Genomic DNA, 15,802 nt, shown 5'->3' with positions numbered 1-15,802 from the left:
CCCTCACCGGGGACCTCACCGTGGTGACCGCCGCGCTGCGCGACGGGCGGGCCGAGGTCAGCGTGCGGCGCGCCGGGGCCGACGACTGGCACGCCCTCGCGGGCAGTCCCTTCCCCGTACCGCCCGAGGGGATCGAGACGCTGCACGCCGTCGTGGTCGCCGCCATCGCGGCGGGCGCGCCGTAGGTCCGTCCCGGCAGGCCCGTCAACCGGACAGGTCCGCCAGCGTGTTCCAGAACATCAGCTCGTACGCCTGAGCCAGTCGCGCGTAGCGGTCGGCCTCACCGGTGTTCAGACCTGCGCCGTCCAGTCCCTCCTGAACGGCCTCCAGCGCCTGCGCTTCGAGCGCGGGCGCCGGTTCCGCGAAGAAGTCGAAGAAGCCGCAGGCCGTATCGGAGAAGCCGTACGAGGTCCGCAGGGCCCGTCCGACGGCCGCGCAGCAGCGGCCCCAGGCGGCGAAGTTCGCGCTGAGCGCCACCACGGCGTCCACCGGCTCCGCGTTCAGCGCCAGCCAGGCCACGTACGCCGGATAGGCCTGGCAGCCCGGGTGCGGCTGGTGGTCGCGGACGGTCTCGTCGTCCAGGCCGAGGGCCTCGATGAGCGCGGTCAGCCGTTCGGCGGCCAGCGTCTCGCCGGCCGCCAGCGAGGCGAAGAACCGCGCGGTCGCCGGACGGCCCGCGGAACGCTCGGCCAGCCGCAGGAAGGCGCGCCGGTCGGAGTCGATGACGTGCCGTTGCTCCATCGCGAACACGGCCAGCGCCTCGACGGGCGCGGTGCCGCCGACGACGCGCGGGACGAGGCGGTTTTCGTCCTCGTCCGGGACCGTCCCAGCGGCGGCGGTGTCCAGTACCTCACGTGCGGCACGCGTCATCGCCCGCCCATCCCTTCTGGCCGTGGAGCCGCCCCTTCCGCCACGGTCTCACGGCGGGCCCGGCGGCGGGCGGGTTCGGCGCGCGGCTCAGTCCGTGGCGACGTGGGCGCGGCGACGCGGGCCCGCGGGCCGGTCTCCGCGCCCCCGCGCTCAGGCTTTGCGCGGCGCCCCCGCGTAGGTGCCGAAGGACCAGCGGTTGCCCTCCGGGTCGCGGGCGGCGAAGTCGCGGGAGCCGTAGTCGGTCGTGTGCGGCTCGGCGACGATCTCGGCGCCCGCCGCCCTGGCCCTGGCGCACAGCTCGTCGGGCGCGTCGGTGACGACGTACGCGCTGAAGACGCCGGGCCGCAGGCCGCACTCCTCGTCCGGGCCGGAACCGCGGCTGGAGCCCAGCATGACGCCGCCACCGAGCGGCCAGCTCAGCTCTGCGTGCACGACCAGGCCGCCGTCCTCGTAGACCGCCGTCTCCCGGAAGCCGAACGCCTCGACCAGGAAGCGGATCAGCGCCGGGGCGTCGGTGGCCCGCAGCGTCGGCCAGACCTGCGGCGGCGGTGCGGCTGCGGCGGCGCCGTCCTGCGTGGTGTGCGCGGTGTCGGTCATGGGGACCTGGCCTCCTCGGGGTCGTGGTCGGTGGCGGCGGGCCACTGTCCTGGTCCCGCCGGCCCTTCGTCCTCCCAGCCTTCCGCCCCCAGCACCTCGGTGACTTGGACGTTTCGGAACTCCTCCGCCAGCCACCGGCTCGGCGGGCAACCCGCGAGGGCGCGGAACTCGCGGGCCATGTGCGCCTGGTCGAAATACCCGCACTCCGCGGCCAGCGCGGCGAGCCCCAGCCCGTCGTCCACGCCGCGCACGGAGCCGCTCGCCGCCGCCCTGGCCGCCAGCAGCCGCCGCGCCCGGTCGAAGCGGACCACCCGGGCCGCGGCCTTCGGGGTCAGACCGATCTCCGCGCGGAACCGGTCGGCCAGATGACGGCCGCTCCAGCCCGCCTCGGACGCCAGCGCCCCGGCCGGAACCGCGCCGCCTCCGCGCAGCAGCGCCCGCCACGCCCGCGCCACCGGCTCCGAGACCGCGCGGTCGGGCCGTAGCCGGGCGAGCAGTGCCGCGTCCAGCACGGCGAACCGGTCGCGCCAGTCGCCCGCCGACCGCAGCCGGTCGCACACCTCGCCGGCGAACCGGCCCAGCACCGCGTCCGCCGGGAGGTCCAGGCCGCCCAGCTCACCCGCGGGCAGCCCCAGCAGCACCCGCGCCCCGAGCGGGCCCAGCGCCAGCTGGACGCCGGACTGGGCCCCCGCGTGCGTGATCAGCGCGGGCGTGGTGTGCAGCCCGCCGACCAGCGCGTCGTATGTCTGGGCCGCCTGCCGGGCGTCGGGGTGGGCGGCCACGGTGAGCGGCTCGTCCAGCGTGAAGATCACCGTCAGGTACGGCGACGGCAGCCCGCGGTGGCGGGCGGGCGCCACACCACGCTGGCGGTAGCCGCTGTACCAGGCGACGTACGGGCGCAGCGGGGGCGCCGGGCGGGCCTGCGCGTACTCGTTCACCACGCTGTCCGGGCTGTCCACGCCTCCAGTATCGGCACCGCCACCGACACCTGCCCGGCCGCGCGGGCGGGGCCGTCCGTGCGCCGGCGGGTGCTCTGTGCGGGTGGTCTTCGCGGGTCGTTGCGGCGTTCCACCGCGTGGCGGGCCACCGGAGGGCGCGAGGAGCGGACAAGGATGCGGTCGACACGATCCGTCCTCTCCCTCAAGGAGACCGTCATGATCCGTAAGGCACTCGTCGTCGCCGGTGCGGCCGCGCTCGCCCTGGTCGGCACCGCCGGTGTCGCCTCGGCCGACTCCTGGGCGGGCGGCGCCGCGGTGGGGTCGCCCGGCGTCCTGTCCGGCAACGTGATCCAGGTCCCGGTCGACGTTCCCATCAACGTCTGCGGCAACAGCGTCAACCTGATCGCGCTGCTGAACCCGGCGTTCGGCAACAGCTGCGCCAACCGCTGACGCTCGCGCCTCGCGCCCGGCACCGCCTCAGATGTGCGGTGCCGGGCGCAGTACGTGCAGGGCCTGGTCGCTGACCCAGCCGGCGCGGTCGTCCAGCCGGTACCACTGGCGGCCGCCGCCGCCCTCGGTGCGGTAGCGCAACGGCACCAGCGCGCAGCGGCGCAGCGTGCCAAGGGACTCGGAGTCGGCCGTGGGGTCCTGGCGGACCACCGGGGCGGAGGCCACGATCTGGGCCCAGCCGGAGTTGGCGTCCACGTCGAGCCGGGCCGCCGCGCAGCCGGCGGCGGCCGGGACCAGCGCCCGCGCCGGGGCGGACGGGCCGAGGGCGCCCAGGGCGAGCGCGGCGAAGGCGACGGCCGCCCCCGGCAGCCGGGCGGAACGGAACAGGTGAGCGCTGGTCACGGGCAGACGTCCTTCGGGCGGAGTACGGGCGAGCACCGTATTGCGGTCGTGGCGGTCGCCGGAGCCGCCGCCACCCGCCCGGGGGGCAAGCCCCACCTGATCGAGGGCGTGTGCCGACGGGAGACTGACGCACCGCCCGCCACCCCCGCCGCCCCGGACATGCCACCGGAGCGGCGGTCGTGAGATGGCGGTGCGTCAGCCGTGGACTCATGGCGGAACCGCGCCCGTCCGGCGAACGTCCGTCCGGGTCGGGCCCCCGTGCCGGATACGGTGGAGGGTGCAGCACGCCGCCGTGAACGTCCGTCGGCGGTCGTACGTGAGGAGGGCCGGCACCACCATGACCGACCGGAGTGCCCCGGCGGCGGCCGGCGCGTTGGATCCGGCGGTGATCTCCCGCCTGCGGCTGGCGATCGCCCGGCTCAACCGGCAGATGGTCCGTGCCTCCGCCGGACAGGACCTCACCTTCGCCCAGGTCTCGGCGCTGGCCAGGATCGAGCAGTTCGGCCCGCTGCGGCTGGGGGAGCTGGCCGCCAGGGAAGGCGTCGCCGCCCCCTCGATGACCCGGACGCTGGCGCCGCTGACCGCCGCGGGGCTGGTCGGCAAGGCGCCGGATCCGCAGGACGGACGGTCCTGGCTGATCGGGATCACCCCGAGCGGCGTCGCGATGATCGCCGACATCCGGCGCGAGCGCTCCCAGCTGCTGGCCGACCGCGCCGCCGGACTCACCCCGCGGCAGCGCGACGCGCTCCTGGCCGCGCTCCCGGTCCTGGAGGCACTCGCGGGTGAGCCGGAGGGCGGCTGACAGCACCCTCCGGCTCGCCCGCGACCGGGCCCGGCGCTCAGCTCAGCGGCTCGGCTTGCGGTGCGTTCTGCGGCCGAGGCGCAGGCCGAAGAAGACCAGGTTGAGCAGGAACACGATCACGCCGATGACCAGCAGGTACAGCAGTCCGTGGACGACCGCGCCGACGATGCCGAGCGCGATGGCGACCAGGACGATCAGCAGGAAGAGTGCCATCCCGGGTTCCTCCTAGGAGCCTGTTCGGCCGGGCGGCTCAGCGCCGGGCCAGCCTGCGTTCGCCGGAGCTGCCCGGCTGGTAGGGCAGCTGGTAGTGCTTGAAGACGGCTTCCTCGTCCTGCGCGGGCAGCTCGCCGTCGGTGTCGATCGCGGGGGCGTCCTTGACCAGGCTCTTGTCGAACTGGACCTTCAGGTACCCGGGTCCGACCGTCGCCCCGGCCAGCGGGACGAAGGCGAGGCGTTTGCCCTTGAGCATGCCGATGGTGACGGTGGCGAAGGACGGCAGGTCGGTCGTGGTGTCCACGTAGACCGATTCCAGGGTGCCGATCTTCTTGCCGCTGTCGTCGACCACGTCGTGTCCGCGCCACTCGCGGATGTCTCCGGCCTCGAACATCGCTGCGCGCTCTCTTCCCGAGGGCAGGCGCCCTCCTTTTCCGGCTTTTCCGGTCTACCTACCCGGTCGTACCCTCCTAAGGCCTGCCGTTCCGCCGTGCCACTCGTACGGGCGCTCGACGGCGGCGCCGGCCCGAACGCGGTGGGCCCGGCGGTGCGGAGAGCATGAAGCCCGGGAGGCCGGGTATGCGCGGTCCATGTCGGATCAGTGCGATATCGAACCGCTGGGCGGCCACGAGTACCTGGTACGGGTCCACCACCGCTCCGAGGTGGTGGAGTCGCGCTTCCAGGCCACCGATCGGGTCATGGCGGACCTGAAAGCCGGCGCCCGCGACGAGCGCCGGGTCATCGAGGCCACGATGGACTTCCTGCGGGAGAAGAAGTCGGCGGACGAACTCCCGCAACTGGTCGACCTCGATGACGTCGCCGCCAGCTACGACGACTACGTGGACGCCGTGCGCGCCAAGCTGCCCTCCGGCTGACGGGCTAGGGCGACGAGCGGTACGACCCGGCCACCACGCAGACCAGCGGGCCCCACAGCAGGATGCCGACGGCGGCCAGCGTCAGCCCGGTGGAGCCCAGCACCAGACCGAGCAGCAGCATCGCCACCCAGCCGGTGAGCAGCAGCGCCCAGACCAGGTGCCGGGGACGCACCCGGCCGCGCAGCAGACCGCCGCGGGGGTCGGCGCCACGCGGCCGGAGCGGACGGGAGTCGGCGAACTGCCGGGCCCAGTCCGGATCGTCTGCCACCAGCGTCGCCTCGATGGCGCGCAGCAGCCGGTCTTCCTTCTCCGACAGAGCCATGGCTCTCACCCGCTTCCGCCGCCCAAGGGCCCGCGTCGGCCCGCCGGGGCGGGGAGGGACCGGACCTCGGTCTTCCTTATCCCTTGTGTGCCCCTGCCCGGCGCGGATCAAGCACCGACACACGGCCGAAAGAGGGTGGTCCGCCCGATGCCGGAAAGCCGCCGCCCACCGGCGGGCCGAGGGCGGCCGAGGCCCTTAGCATCCGAAGGGAAGCGCACAGCACCGAACGGGGTTCCCGCCCATGTCAGAGCCGACCGACCGCCAGGCCGTGGACGTCGAGGGGCGCCGCCTGGTCCTCACCCACCTCGGCCGCGTGCTGTTCCCGCGCACCGGGGAGACCAAGGCCGCCGCCCTCCAGTACTACGCGCGGATCGCCCCGGTGATGGTGCCGCACACCGCCGGGCGCCCCGCGTCCTTCGTGCGTGCGCCGGAGGGGCCGGGCGGGCAGCGCTGGTACGCCAAGACGCCGCCCGCCGGGCTGCCGGAATGGGTGCGCACCGTCGAGGTGACCGGCAGCGAGGGCCCGGCGCCGTACGTCGTGGTCGACTCCACCGCTTCGCTGGTGGCCGTGGCCAACCTCGGCGCGTACGAGGTCCACGTGCCTCAGTGGACCGCCGACGCGGGTCCGGACGCGCACGACCGCGTGGTCTTCGACCTCGATCCCGGGACCGGCGCGGACCTCACCGACTGCTGCCGTGTGGCGCTGCGGCTGCGTGAGGAACTGGACGGCGACCGGCTGACCGCGTGCCCGGTCGTCTCCGGCTCCAAGGGCCTGCATCTGTACGCGTGCGTCGAGCCCGCCCCGCAGCGCGTGGTGAGCGGCTACGCCAAGAAGCTGGCGGAACGCCTCGCCGCGCAGGACCCGGGCCGGGTGACCGCCGTGATGGCGAAGGCGGCCCGGCCGGGCCGGGTCTTCATCGACTGGTCGCAGAACGCCACCGCCAAGACCACCGCCGCCCCGTACACCCTGCGGCTCAAGGACCGCCCGGCCGTCGCCGCACCCGTCACCTGGGACGAGGTGGCGGCCTGCCGCGATCCGGGGCGGCTCGTCTTCACCCCCGGCGAGGTGCTCGACCGCGTCGAACGGCACGGCGACCTGCTCGACGCCCTCGGCGATCCGGTCGCCCTGCCCTGAGAAGGCCCCCGCGCCGGCCGTCCCAGCCCCCGTTACGGTGGGTGCCTCACCGGCTCGGGCGCAGTCGCCGGGACGCCGAGCGGGCACCGCTGCGCAGCCGGGTGACCAGTGAACCGGGCACCGGTTCGTCGGCGCCGATCTGCGAGGCCAGCCAGCGCGACCGCCGCTCGACGTCGAGTTCGTTCAGCAGCCGGTCGATGTTGGCCAGCAACGCGCCGTGCAGCTCCCAGCTCTCCCACTCCCGCTCGCTGCGTTCCCGCAGCAGTTCGGAGATGCGGTGGCGGTCCTCCCGCCCGCGGTGCAGCGCCTCCGCGAGCTCCTCCTCGGCGCGCTCGGCGCCTGCGGTGACCTGCGCGGTGATGAGCCTGCCGAAGCTGTCCACCGCGGTGGCCACGTGGATCAGCAGCTGGTCGAGGGCGTCGGCGATCTCGCCCGCGTACAGCGACTCGTCCTGCTCCACGTTCTGCGCCAGGTCGCGCAGCGAGCGGCACAGGGTGCGCATCACCACCGCGCACACCTCCAGGGTGTCCAGCCCGCTGCGCAGGATCAGCCGGGCCATCGCGCCCTGCCGCACCCGCGGGTTGAAGCGGGTCGACTCCTCCGCCCGGCGCAGCGACTCGTCGAACCGGGCGATCTCGTTGTCCAGGGTGCGGGCCTCCTGCAACCAGGACGCGGCCTCCTGCGCGCTGGCCCCGCGCCGCAGCTCCTCCCCGATGCGCAGCAGCAACCGGCGCATCCAGTCGGCGAGTTCCTCCACCGCCTCGCCGGCCGTCTGCACGAACACCGGGGGAGCGAAGACCGTGTTGAGCGCGACGCCCACCACCGCGCCGATCAGGGTCTCCTCCACCCGGTCCAGCGCCTGGTTGCCGGGGCCGGTGACGCCCAGGATGAGCATGCCGCTGATCGCCACCTCGGCCACGAACTCGTCCACCCGGATGGCGTGGCCGATCAGCAGCGAGGTGAGGATGATCAGGCCCAGGCTCCACCAGCTGAGCCCGAACAGCTCACTGAACGCGACCGCGATCAGCACCCCCGCGACCACCGCGAGCACCCGGCGCACGCCGGTCGTCAGTGTCGTGTAGAGGGTGACCTGGACGACCAGCAACGCGGTCAGCGGCGCGGTCAGCGGTCTCGGGTAGCTGACCAGATTGAGCGCGACGACATAACTGATCACGGCGGCGACGGTCGAACGGATCAGCTGGACGACGACCGGTTCGTTCCGCCGCTTGATGAGCCCGACGAGGCGGGAGGGAACAGCGCGCACTGTGGTCATATATCCCCCCGGCGCCCCTCCGTACCGCCCGGGCGCCCCCGCCGTCCGGGTGCGCCGTCACTTCCGCGCCCGGCCGTCCCTCACGCCCGCGCCCGCCGCCGCCACTCGGCAGCGAGCCGGCCGGCCACCGTGCCGGTGAACCGCACCGCCTCGGCCAGCGCCGGCACCGGGTCGTCGCGGCACAGCCAGGCCCGTTCGGTGTGCCGCCGGGGCAGGAACGACTCGGGCAGCCGGTGTTCACGGGCCGCCCACACCAGCGCGGAGGGCAGGTCCAGCTGGCCCACCGCGTACGACCTCGGCTGCACCTGCCGGGAGACCGGGATCGGGCGGCCGGACAGGTCCAGGTGGAGCGCGCGCACGACGTCCACTCCGCCTTCCGACTCGAAGAGCCGGAACTGCGCCCCGGTGCGCGGGTTGAAGTCGAGCAGCTTGTAGCGGCCGTCGCGCAGGTCCAGCCGCCAGTCGAGGTCGGCGACACCGCTGTAGCCGATGCGGCGGCACAGCCGGATCGCCAGCGCTGCGAGCTCGGGGTTGGCGACGGCGCGGGCCCGCGTGGTGACCCCGGCGCTCGGCGGCCAGGAGCGCACCTTGACGCCGGTGAAGACCACCCGGGCCGCGCCGTCCGCCGCGCAGTACAGATGGGTGATCCAGTCCTCGCAACTGCGCTCCGGCAGGTACTCCTGGACCAGCAGCGGCGCGCGCGCCTCGTGCGGGCAGCGGGCGAGCAGTTCGGCCTCACTGCGCACCAGGACGGTGCCGGGCACCGCCGGGTCGCTCAGCCTGGTCCACGGGTCGCGGTTCTTGAGCACCAGCGGATAGCCCCACTCCCGGCCCACCGCCAGCAGTTCCCCGTGATCGGCCGGTGCCCATGTGCGCGGCGCCGGGACGCCGTGCCGCACGCACAGCTCGTACAGCGCCGCCTTTCCCGCCAGACTGCGCGGCAGGTCGCGCGGTACCGGTGGCAGCAGGAAGTGCTCGGACAACCGGGGCGCGTGCTCGGCCAGCAGCACGGCCGCCTCGTCGTCGGTGGCCACCGCGACGCTGCGGACCCCGATCGCCCGGCCGATGATCACCAGCGCGGCGACCAGCTGCCCGGGCTGTTCGAGCCCGCTGGTCGGCCAGACGAAACGACCGGTGACGTAACGCGACAGCGCGGTGGGGGTGTAGCGGTCCTCGACCATCGCGTACACCGGCACACCCGCCCGTCCCAGGCTGCGGGCGGCCCCCACGGCGCCGTGGTGCTGCGGATAGCGGCCGACCTTCACCAGCAGCGCCGGAACCCTGGGGTCAAGACTGGGCGCGCAGTCGTGCATGACGGCCTCGATCCGGAGCGGCGGCCTCCCGTCAGCACGATTCTCCGTGGCCCACGGGCCCGCCGCTAGCGGTGGCCCCGGCAGGTCGCGCCACCCGCCGCGTTGCGGGAGGATTTTCCTGCCCCCGCACAGTGTGTCCAGCGGAAGCAGGGGAGGACGGCTGATGGCGATGACCACGCGCGCCGGTGCCTCGACGCCACGCGTGACCGCGGTGCGCCGGCGGCGGTGAGCGTGCGACGCGCGCGGTACGTGCCCCGGGCTCTGGCGGCCTGCCTGCTGGTGGTCGCCGCCGGATGCGGGGCTCCCGCGGCCACCGCCCCGCCGGTGCCGTCCGCCCCTGCCGCCCCGGGGCACTGGCACCGGGTGTTCGCCGACGACTTCGGCGGCAGCAGGCTCGACGCCGCGAAGTGGGCCACCTGCTACGACTGGAACCGCGGCGGCTGCACCAACAGCACCAACCACGAACTCCAGTGGTACCTGCCGGGCCAGGTCGCCGTGGGCGGCGGGAAGCTCACCCTCACCGCGCAGCGGCGCACCACCAAGGGCACGGACGGCCACACCTACCCGTGGACCTCCGGCATGGTCTCCACCGGCCGCGACTCCTGGAACGCCAGGCCGCGTGCCACCTTCACCTACGGCTACTTCGCCGCCGCCGTGCGCATCCCGTCCCAGGGCGGCATGCTCCCCGCCTTCTGGCTCATGCCCGCCTCCCGCCGCACACCGCCCGAGCTCGACGTCGCCGAGGGTCTCGGCAGCACCAGCACGGTGCGGATGACCACGCACTGGAAGGGGCCCGACGGCACCGAGCAGTCCGCGGCCGGACGCTACGGTCCGGTGGACTTCCCCGCCGGCTACCACGTCTTCGCCCTCGACTGGGAGCCCGCGTCGCTCACCTGGTACGTGGACGGCACGCCCCGGTTCCGGGTGACCGCGGCGCCGCGCATCCCCCGCGTGCCGATGGAGGTCCTGCTCACCCTGGCGGTCGGTTACCCGTCACCGCCGCCGCGGGGCGTCGACTCGGCGGAGATGTCGGTCGGCTGGGTGGGCGTGTGGCAGCACTGAGGACGCAAGTGGCTGACGGGACGTCAAATGACGTGCCGCGCAAGGGCTTCACCTCAACGTGTTCGGGCCGGGCGGGCCGCCGACCGGCCGCCCCGTCATCGCCCGCGCCCTGCGGTACATCCGCCAGCCCCGGGTGCGCAGCGACTCGTGCAGCGGGGCGACGGGGGCGCCCGCGCACCGGGTCCAGCGGGTGAAGGCCTCGGCCGTGGTGTCGGAGCGCACCATCAGCCGGGCGACGCGCATCGGGTCGTCGGTCGTGGAGCTGAACGCGTTGCCGACCGCGGTCGCCGAGGTGTAGCCCGCCTCGCGGACCGCCCGGCGCACCGAGGGACTGGAGTAGCCGTGCGGGTAGGCGAAGGAGTACACGGGGTGGGTCAGGGCGTCCTCCAGCCTGCGTTTGCTGTCGAACACCTCGTGCCACACCTGCCGGGCCGAGAGGGTGTCCAGCTGGGGGTGGGTGACGGTGTGGTCGCCGATCTCGAAGCCGAAGGTGTCCAGCGTGCCGATCTGCCGCCAGTTGAGCATGTCGGCGGGCGGCAGCAGGCTGCCGTTGGGCCCGGTGCCGGGGGTGTGCACGGCGCCGGTGGTGACGTACACCGTCGCGGGCAGGCCGCGGTCGGTGAGCAGCGGGGTGACCGTCCAGTAGAAGTCGGCGAATCCGTCGTCGAAGGTCAGCACGGCCGACCGCGGCGGCAGCCGGGTCCCGCCGCGCAGCGCGGTCACCAGCCGTCGCAGGGGGACGACGGTCAGCCCCGCGTCGGCGATCCGGTCCAACTGCTCGGTGAAGACTTGGGGCGTGACCGAGTAGGGGGCGATCCAGCCGGGCGGATCGTCGGTCACCGCGTGGTACAGGAAGACGGGCACCGGGGTCATTCTCCCGCCCCCTGTCCGCTGCGGGCGGCCGTGCCGTGCCGGGCGGGCCACAGCGCCACCAGCGTGCCGAGCGCCGCCGCGGCCATCAGGGCGCGCTCGGGGGCGAACCGGCCCAGGAGCAGCAGCACCTGGCCGGCGAGCACCGCGTACGCCAGGCTCACCGCGACGGTCAGCACGAGCCCGCGCGTGCGCCTGCCGACCGGATCGGGGCCCGCCGCGGTCCGCTCCGGCGCCATCCGCAGCACCACGGCCGCGCCGGGCACCGTCAGCACGGCGAGCGTCACGGCGGCGATCCGCAGCCCGGATCCGGCGGGCAGCGTCATCGCGGCCGGGCCGATCCAGCAGGCGGCGGCGAGCAGCGGACGCGTGGCGGGACGCATCACGGACCTCCCGGTGAGCCGCCGGTCCCGTGCCCCGGCGCGCCACCCGGTGCCACCGGGGGCAGGACGCGGTAGACGATCGCGTCGGAGCCGCGGTAGAGGACCGGGTAGGACGCCGGATCGGCGGCGAGCGCGCTCTCGATCCTGGGCACGGTGCCGGGGGGCAGCGCACCGGTCGAGGTCACCTGGGCCTCCTGGGCCCGGGTGAGGATCAGGTAGACCGGGCGGACGGCTCCGCCGCCGGTCAGCACACGCAGTTCGCCGGCCGGGTCGCGCAGCAGCAGCCGCTGGTCGACCGGCGCCGCCTCGTCCAGCCACAGCCGGTCGTGGTAGCCGTAATCGGTGTACGCGTACGGGAAGTTGTCGGACGCGGCGACGATCAGCGAGAAGCGTGGCGCGTGCGCGTACAGCCACCGGGCCGCGGCGGTCTCCGAAGGCGTGAAGTAGTTGGAGTCCTCTTTGCCGTAGTACGCCAGCGACAGCGCCGCCAGCAGCGCGACCACCAGCACGGGCACGCTCGCCCCGCGCACCCGCCCCAGCCTGCCGCGCGGCACGGCCCCGGCCCTGGCCGCGGTGGTCAGCGCCGGACGCAGCAGCAGCGTCGCGGTGGCGTACGCCGTCGCGGGCAGCGCGAACAGGTAGACCCGGAAGATCATCTCGCCGCCGTAGCTGTTGGCGACCACCCATGGCAGTGGCGCAAGCGCCAGCAGGGCCAGCGGGGTGCGGCGCAGCGCCGGACGCAGCAGCAGCGCGAGCGCCGCGAGCAGCAGGACGCCGCCGGACAGCGCCCGGTCGGCCCAGGCCACCGCGACCTGGCCGGTGGAGACCCCGGTCAGCCCGAGCAGGCCGGAACCGGCGTTGGATTCCGGCTGGGTGAGGCCGAGCAGCATGGCGTGGAAGTTCTGCGACAGGTAGGAGCGGGCCTCGGTCGCGTCCCAGGCGAGCGTCAGTGCCGTGGCCGACAGCAGGACCGGCAGCACCACGCGGCGGTTGCGGCGCGGTATCGCCAGCGCCAGCAGGGTGCCGATCAGCATCACCGGCGTCAGCGGGTGCGAGCAGACGATGGCGGCGACCGGCAGGGCCAGGGCCAGCAGCCAGCCCGCCCCTGGTGCCCGTTGCGCGCCCCGGCCCACCGCGCGGCCCAGGCGGTCGGTGCGGGAGCGGGCGTGCCGGGCGGCCACCGCGTCGCCCGCGTAGGCGACGGCCGGCGCGGCCCGCGACGCCCAGGGCCTCGGCAGCCGCCGCACCACCAGCGCGATCACGCACACGTAGAGCACGTACGCGAACGCCTGTGGCGAGAAGTAGTCCTGGCCTACCCAGGAGCAGCAGAAGAAGACGAACACCCCGCCCCAGGCCAGCCTGCGGCTGCGGCTGAAGGACCGGTACAGCAGCAGGAGCGGCGCGATGAGGGCGACGTTGGTCAGCACCGGCCACCAGGATGCGTACGACAGCGGTGAGGCGAGCCCGGTGCCACGCAGCACCAGGTAGTTGAGGGCGAAGAACCCCGGCCACTGCGCGTAGACCGCCAGCGGCCCGAACGACGGTGGTATGGCGCCGTGGCGCAGCAGTTCCTCGGTGACCGCCACGTGCTTCCAGGCCCAGGCGTAGCGCAGTTCGGGATAGAGCAGCGCGGGGGTGGCGTGCAGGAACGCGATGAGCACCAGGACGAAGGCCGCGTACGTCCAGCCCGAGGTGCGGCGGTCGCGCAGCGCGGCGCAGAACCCTGCCGCCAGCACCACGAGCCCGGCCCAGTAGCTGACCGGCAGCACCTGCACCAGGCCCAGGTCGCGCATCGCGCCCAGGTCGACGTGGCGCAGCGAGACCAGCCACAGCAGTACCGCGAGCGGCAGCGCGACGCGGGCGAACCGCCCCGCCCGGGAGACCGGTCGGGCCTGCTCGCCGGGCCAGGTGGGGCGCGGGCGGCGCAGGCGGCCGACCGCGTAGCCGAGCGCGGTGGCGCCGACTCCGGTGGTCAGCGCCCCCAGGGTGCGCGGCCCGGCGTCGGAGCCCGGGGTCAGCGCGCGGGCGAAGGCGCGCGGCAACACCGAGCGCAGGTAGGCGCGTTCGCTGGACAGCGCCCGGCGCGGACCCGCGAGCCGGGCGACGGCCGCCTTCGACAGCCCCTCGGCGTAGCAACGGGCCCGGAAGTAGCGGCGGGTGGTGCGAGCGGCGGGCACGTGGTGACGGACCGCCGCGGCCGGTTCGTACAGCAGGGTCGAGGCGGGGTCGCGGGCGGCGACACGCAGGCACAGTTCGGTCTCCTCGCAGCCCAGCGGCCGGGTGCCGACCCGTCCGAGGTCGGTGCGGAAGCCGCCCGCGGCGAGCAGGTGGGCACGGCGGAAGGACATGTTGGCGCCGATGAGGTTGCGCACGCCGCCGCGGGTGCGCGGCAGGCCGCGGTACGAGCAGCCGACCACCCAGTCGAACTCGGGCGGGAACCACGGTGGCCGCCCGGTCTCCCACCGGGCGCGGACCAGGCCGCCGACGCCCAGCACCGCCGGGTCGCGGTAGGGGGCGAGCAACCGCGCCGTCCAGTCGGGTTCGGCCGCCGCGTCGTCGTCGAGGAACGCGACGATGTCACAACGCGCGGCGGCCACACCGGTGTTGCGGGCACCGGACAGGCCCTGGCGTTCGGCGTTCACCAGCACCCGCACGCCGCGCAGTTCGGCGGCGGCGCGCCGGGCCAGCCGCGGGCAGTGGTCGACCACGAGCAGGATCTCGTCGGCCCGGTGGCGCTGCTCCAGCACCGAGCGCACTGCGTCGGTGAGGTCGTCCCAACGCTCCAGCGTGTACGCGCAGATGACGACGGTCAGGCTGGGCGTGCCCGGGACTTCCTCCCTCGCCTCCGGCCGCCCGGGCCTGCCGCCGCGCAACCCGGCGACCGCCCGCCGGATCGCCCCGCGCACCCCGCGCGGGCGGTCGTCGCCGGGGGCCCGGACCACGGTGGCGGTCACGACGACCGCCTCCTCGCGGGCAGCGGCAGCCAGCGCGGCAGCGTGAGCAGCAGCGCGAGGCCGATGCAGGACTCGGTCACCAGCCACGCCACGCCGACCCCGTTCAGTCCCATCACGGGCAGCAGCCAGGCGGTCAGCCCCAGCACCAGCACGCACAGCACCGCCTGCAGGGCCACCGCCCATGCCAGCCGCCGCCGGGCCCGCGCCACGTCGATGGCCACGTTCAGCAGCAGGTTGGGCAACGCGGACAGCGCCAGCAGCCGCAGCAGCCCGGTCGCCTCACGGGCGTACGCGGCGCCGAAGAACGACAGCAGCCACGGCCCGCAGAACCAGAGCGCCGCCACGCCCACGACCAGCAGCCCGCCGCAGTGCCGCAGCACCCGGTGGGCCTGCTCGGCCAGCCGCTCCGGCGCGTGCGCGGCCTCCACGACGAGCGAGCTGCCCATGTTGTACGCGGCCAGGTAGAGCGTGTACGCGATGACCCAGGCGATCGAGAAGTAGGCGTTCTGGGCGTCCCCCAACTCGTCGAGGACCAGCAGCGGCACCACGTTGTACGCGGCGAGCCGGAAGAACGCGCCCACGTAGTCGGCGGCCGCGTACCCCAGCAGGCGGGCCGGCGGCGCGCCGCCCTCGGGGCCGGCGCGCTCGTGCGCGGGCACCGCGTACCGCAGCAGATAGGCGTTGGTCACCACCAGGGAGACGGCCAGTGCCCCGGCCCACGACAGCAGGATGCCGGAGGCGAACACCAGACCGGCGGCCAGCGGCAGCAGCGCGGTCTTGACGACGGCGAACAACGCGTTCTCGCCCAGCACCCAGTGGGTGCGGCGCAGACCGGTCAGCGCGCCGTCCTGGAGGATGAACAGCGCGTACCCGGCGGTGGCGGCCACGAAGCAGGGCCCGGCCACCGGCCCGCGCAGGAAGTCGAGCCCCGGGGTGAGGGCGGGAGCCACCAGCAGGAAAAACGCGGCCACCAGCGCGGTGCACCCCGCGGCCGCCGCGTAGCAGCGCAGCACCACCCGGCGGGTGTGGCGTCCCGCGGTGGGGACGAACCGCACCAGGACGTCGGCGAGGTTGAGCTGTCCGACGCCCGCCAGCAGCGACACGGCGGCGATCGCCGCGTAGCTGCGGCCCACGGTCGCCGCGCTGTACCAGTGAGTGGCCAGCACCCAGAAGATCGCGCCGAGCCCCGCGGTCATCAGCGAACTGAGCGTCAGCACATGGCCGTTGCGCAGCAGCGGCTCGTACGACAGCGCGGCGCGCACCCGCCCGCGCAGCGCGGCCGGGCGGGAGCGCGCGGGCGTGGTGCCGTGCGGCGGCGCCGGGGGAGCGGTGCGCGAGGCCAT

The 15,802-nt window shown here is 74.7% G+C and carries 18 protein-coding genes and 1 pseudogene; 6 read left to right on the top strand and 13 right to left on the bottom strand.

The window, feature by feature from the left end:
- Nucleotides 1-185 (top strand): annotated as a pseudogene (locus tag CK485_RS26810) (hypothetical protein); the annotation flags it as partial.
- 19 nt (nucleotides 186-204) lie between these two features.
- Here the strand turns inward: CK485_RS26810 and CK485_RS26805 are convergent.
- The 3 genes from CK485_RS26805 to CK485_RS26795 form a co-directional block, all read right to left on the bottom strand.
- Complete coding sequence (locus CK485_RS26805; RefSeq protein ID WP_109454525.1) at nucleotides 205-870, bottom strand: transcriptional regulator; 666 nt, start codon at nucleotides 868-870, stop codon at nucleotides 205-207.
- A 150-nt stretch (nucleotides 871-1,020) separates the two neighbouring features.
- The gene (locus tag CK485_RS26800; protein ID WP_109454524.1) at nucleotides 1,021-1,467 is read right to left on the bottom strand and encodes a VOC family protein; all 447 of its coding nucleotides are present in this window, start codon (nucleotides 1,465-1,467) and stop codon (nucleotides 1,021-1,023) included.
- Nucleotides 1,464-2,426, bottom strand: coding sequence for a helix-turn-helix domain-containing protein (locus CK485_RS26795; protein WP_241968633.1), 963 nt, complete (start codon nucleotides 2,424-2,426; stop codon nucleotides 1,464-1,466). The genes CK485_RS26800 and CK485_RS26795 overlap by 4 nt, the downstream gene beginning before the upstream one ends.
- 195 nt (nucleotides 2,427-2,621) lie before the next feature.
- On the opposite strand from CK485_RS26795, the gene CK485_RS26790 reads away from it, so the two are divergent.
- Nucleotides 2,622-2,855 (top strand): chaplin, encoded by a 234-nt coding sequence (locus CK485_RS26790; protein ID WP_109454775.1) that lies wholly within the window; start codon nucleotides 2,622-2,624, stop codon nucleotides 2,853-2,855.
- 27 nt (nucleotides 2,856-2,882) lie between these two features.
- Here the strand turns inward: CK485_RS26790 and CK485_RS26785 are convergent, their stop codons facing one another.
- Nucleotides 2,883-3,257, bottom strand: coding sequence for a hypothetical protein (locus CK485_RS26785; protein ID WP_109454523.1), 375 nt, complete (start codon nucleotides 3,255-3,257; stop codon nucleotides 2,883-2,885).
- Nucleotides 3,258-3,594: 337 nt separating this feature from the next.
- On the opposite strand from CK485_RS26785, the gene CK485_RS26780 reads away from it, so the two are divergent.
- Nucleotides 3,595-4,059 carry a MarR family transcriptional regulator gene (locus CK485_RS26780; RefSeq protein ID WP_241968632.1) on the top strand — a complete coding sequence of 155 codons (465 nt, stop codon included), beginning with the start codon at nucleotides 3,595-3,597 and terminating at the stop codon, nucleotides 4,057-4,059.
- A 42-nt stretch (nucleotides 4,060-4,101) separates the two neighbouring features.
- Here CK485_RS26780 and CK485_RS29180 read toward each other — a convergent pair whose 3' ends face one another.
- Both CK485_RS29180 and CK485_RS26775 read right to left on the bottom strand, forming a co-directional pair.
- Nucleotides 4,102-4,272, bottom strand: coding sequence for a DUF2207 domain-containing protein (locus CK485_RS29180; RefSeq protein WP_146214592.1), 171 nt, complete (start codon nucleotides 4,270-4,272; stop codon nucleotides 4,102-4,104).
- Between the two features lie 37 nt (nucleotides 4,273-4,309).
- A complete protein-coding gene (locus CK485_RS26775) occupies nucleotides 4,310-4,666 on the bottom strand; it encodes a PRC-barrel domain-containing protein (protein ID WP_109454521.1) in 357 nt (118 codons plus the stop codon).
- 196 nt (nucleotides 4,667-4,862) lie between these two features.
- Between CK485_RS26775 and CK485_RS26770 the strand changes: the two genes are divergently transcribed.
- On the top strand, nucleotides 4,863-5,147 hold the full coding sequence (locus CK485_RS26770; protein ID WP_109454520.1) for a hypothetical protein: 285 nt from the start codon (nucleotides 4,863-4,865) through the stop codon (nucleotides 5,145-5,147).
- A gap of 4 nt (nucleotides 5,148-5,151) precedes the next feature.
- Here the strand turns inward: CK485_RS26770 and CK485_RS26765 are convergent, their stop codons facing one another.
- Nucleotides 5,152-5,469: a DUF3040 domain-containing protein gene (locus CK485_RS26765; RefSeq protein ID WP_109454519.1), complete on the bottom strand. Its 318-nt coding sequence runs from the start codon at nucleotides 5,467-5,469 to the stop codon at nucleotides 5,152-5,154.
- 241 nt (nucleotides 5,470-5,710) lie between these two features.
- Between CK485_RS26765 and ligD the strand changes: the two genes are divergently transcribed.
- Nucleotides 5,711-6,604, top strand: a complete 894-nt coding sequence (ligD, locus tag CK485_RS26760) for a non-homologous end-joining DNA ligase (RefSeq protein ID WP_109454518.1) — start codon at nucleotides 5,711-5,713, stop codon at nucleotides 6,602-6,604.
- 46 nt (nucleotides 6,605-6,650) lie between these two features.
- Here the strand turns inward: ligD and CK485_RS26755 are convergent, their stop codons facing one another.
- Nucleotides 6,651-7,877: an aromatic acid exporter family protein gene (locus CK485_RS26755; RefSeq protein ID WP_109454517.1), complete on the bottom strand. Its 1,227-nt coding sequence runs from the start codon at nucleotides 7,875-7,877 to the stop codon at nucleotides 6,651-6,653.
- 80 nt (nucleotides 7,878-7,957) lie between these two features.
- Entirely contained in the window at nucleotides 7,958-9,190 is a 1,233-nt protein-coding gene (locus CK485_RS26750; RefSeq protein WP_109454516.1) for an ATP-grasp domain-containing protein, read from the bottom strand.
- Between the two features lie 225 nt (nucleotides 9,191-9,415).
- On the opposite strand from CK485_RS26750, the gene CK485_RS26745 reads away from it, so the two are divergent.
- Nucleotides 9,416-10,252: a glycoside hydrolase family 16 protein gene (locus CK485_RS26745; RefSeq protein ID WP_158288250.1), complete on the top strand. Its 837-nt coding sequence runs from the start codon at nucleotides 9,416-9,418 to the stop codon at nucleotides 10,250-10,252.
- A gap of 48 nt (nucleotides 10,253-10,300) precedes the next feature.
- On the opposite strand, the gene CK485_RS26740 is transcribed toward CK485_RS26745, so the two are convergent.
- The 4 genes from CK485_RS26740 to CK485_RS29895 are packed head-to-tail and all read right to left on the bottom strand — an operon-like array spanning nucleotide 10,301 to nucleotide 15,802.
- Nucleotides 10,301-11,125: a polysaccharide deacetylase family protein gene (locus CK485_RS26740; protein ID WP_109454514.1), complete on the bottom strand. Its 825-nt coding sequence runs from the start codon at nucleotides 11,123-11,125 to the stop codon at nucleotides 10,301-10,303.
- On the bottom strand, nucleotides 11,122-11,505 hold the full coding sequence (locus CK485_RS26735) for a hypothetical protein (RefSeq protein ID WP_109454513.1): 384 nt from the start codon (nucleotides 11,503-11,505) through the stop codon (nucleotides 11,122-11,124). Before CK485_RS26735 ends, CK485_RS26740 begins: the two co-directional genes overlap by 4 nt.
- Nucleotides 11,505-14,459: a glycosyltransferase family 2 protein gene (locus CK485_RS29900; protein WP_241968631.1), complete on the bottom strand. Its 2,955-nt coding sequence runs from the start codon at nucleotides 14,457-14,459 to the stop codon at nucleotides 11,505-11,507. The genes CK485_RS26735 and CK485_RS29900 overlap by 1 nt, the downstream gene beginning before the upstream one ends.
- Nucleotides 14,456-15,802 (bottom strand): teichoic acid transporter, encoded by a 1,347-nt coding sequence (locus tag CK485_RS29895; RefSeq protein ID WP_241968630.1) that lies wholly within the window; start codon nucleotides 15,800-15,802, stop codon nucleotides 14,456-14,458. The genes CK485_RS29900 and CK485_RS29895 overlap by 4 nt, the downstream gene beginning before the upstream one ends.

Origin of the sequence: Streptomyces sp. ICBB 8177, from assembly GCF_003144095.1 — a bacterium.
Taxonomy (GTDB): Bacteria; Actinomycetota; Actinomycetes; order Streptomycetales; family Streptomycetaceae; genus Streptantibioticus_D.
The sequence above is the reverse complement of the archived record's forward strand: the minus strand, read 5'-3'. Positions and strand labels throughout refer to the sequence as shown.

Excerpts from the sequence above, each read along its gene's own strand:
- CK485_RS26790 (WP_109454775.1), top strand. The coding sequence starts at position 2,622 with ATGATCCGTAAGGCACTCGTCGTCGCCGGTGCGGCCGCGCTCGCCCTG.
- CK485_RS26765 (WP_109454519.1), bottom strand. The coding sequence starts at position 5,469 with ATGGCTCTGTCGGAGAAGGAAGACCGGCTGCTGCGCGCCATCGAGGCG.
- ligD (WP_109454518.1), top strand. The coding sequence starts at position 5,711 with ATGTCAGAGCCGACCGACCGCCAGGCCGTGGACGTCGAGGGGCGCCGC.
- CK485_RS26770 (WP_109454520.1), top strand. The coding sequence starts at position 4,863 with ATGTCGGATCAGTGCGATATCGAACCGCTGGGCGGCCACGAGTACCTG.
- CK485_RS26780 (WP_241968632.1), top strand. The coding sequence starts at position 3,595 with ATGACCGACCGGAGTGCCCCGGCGGCGGCCGGCGCGTTGGATCCGGCG.
- CK485_RS26805 (WP_109454525.1), bottom strand. The coding sequence starts at position 870 with ATGACGCGTGCCGCACGTGAGGTACTGGACACCGCCGCCGCTGGGACG.
- CK485_RS29180 (WP_146214592.1), bottom strand. The coding sequence starts at position 4,272 with ATGGCACTCTTCCTGCTGATCGTCCTGGTCGCCATCGCGCTCGGCATC.
- CK485_RS26735 (WP_109454513.1), bottom strand. The coding sequence starts at position 11,505 with ATGCGTCCCGCCACGCGTCCGCTGCTCGCCGCCGCCTGCTGGATCGGC.
- CK485_RS26800 (WP_109454524.1), bottom strand. The coding sequence starts at position 1,467 with ATGACCGACACCGCGCACACCACGCAGGACGGCGCCGCCGCAGCCGCA.
- CK485_RS26740 (WP_109454514.1), bottom strand. The coding sequence starts at position 11,125 with ATGACCCCGGTGCCCGTCTTCCTGTACCACGCGGTGACCGACGATCCG.
- CK485_RS26750 (WP_109454516.1), bottom strand. The coding sequence starts at position 9,190 with ATGCACGACTGCGCGCCCAGTCTTGACCCCAGGGTTCCGGCGCTGCTG.
- CK485_RS29895 (WP_241968630.1), bottom strand. The coding sequence starts at position 15,802 with ATGGCCTCGCGCACCGCTCCCCCGGCGCCGCCGCACGGCACCACGCCC.
- CK485_RS26755 (WP_109454517.1), bottom strand. The coding sequence starts at position 7,877 with ATGACCACAGTGCGCGCTGTTCCCTCCCGCCTCGTCGGGCTCATCAAG.
- CK485_RS26775 (WP_109454521.1), bottom strand. The coding sequence starts at position 4,666 with ATGTTCGAGGCCGGAGACATCCGCGAGTGGCGCGGACACGACGTGGTC.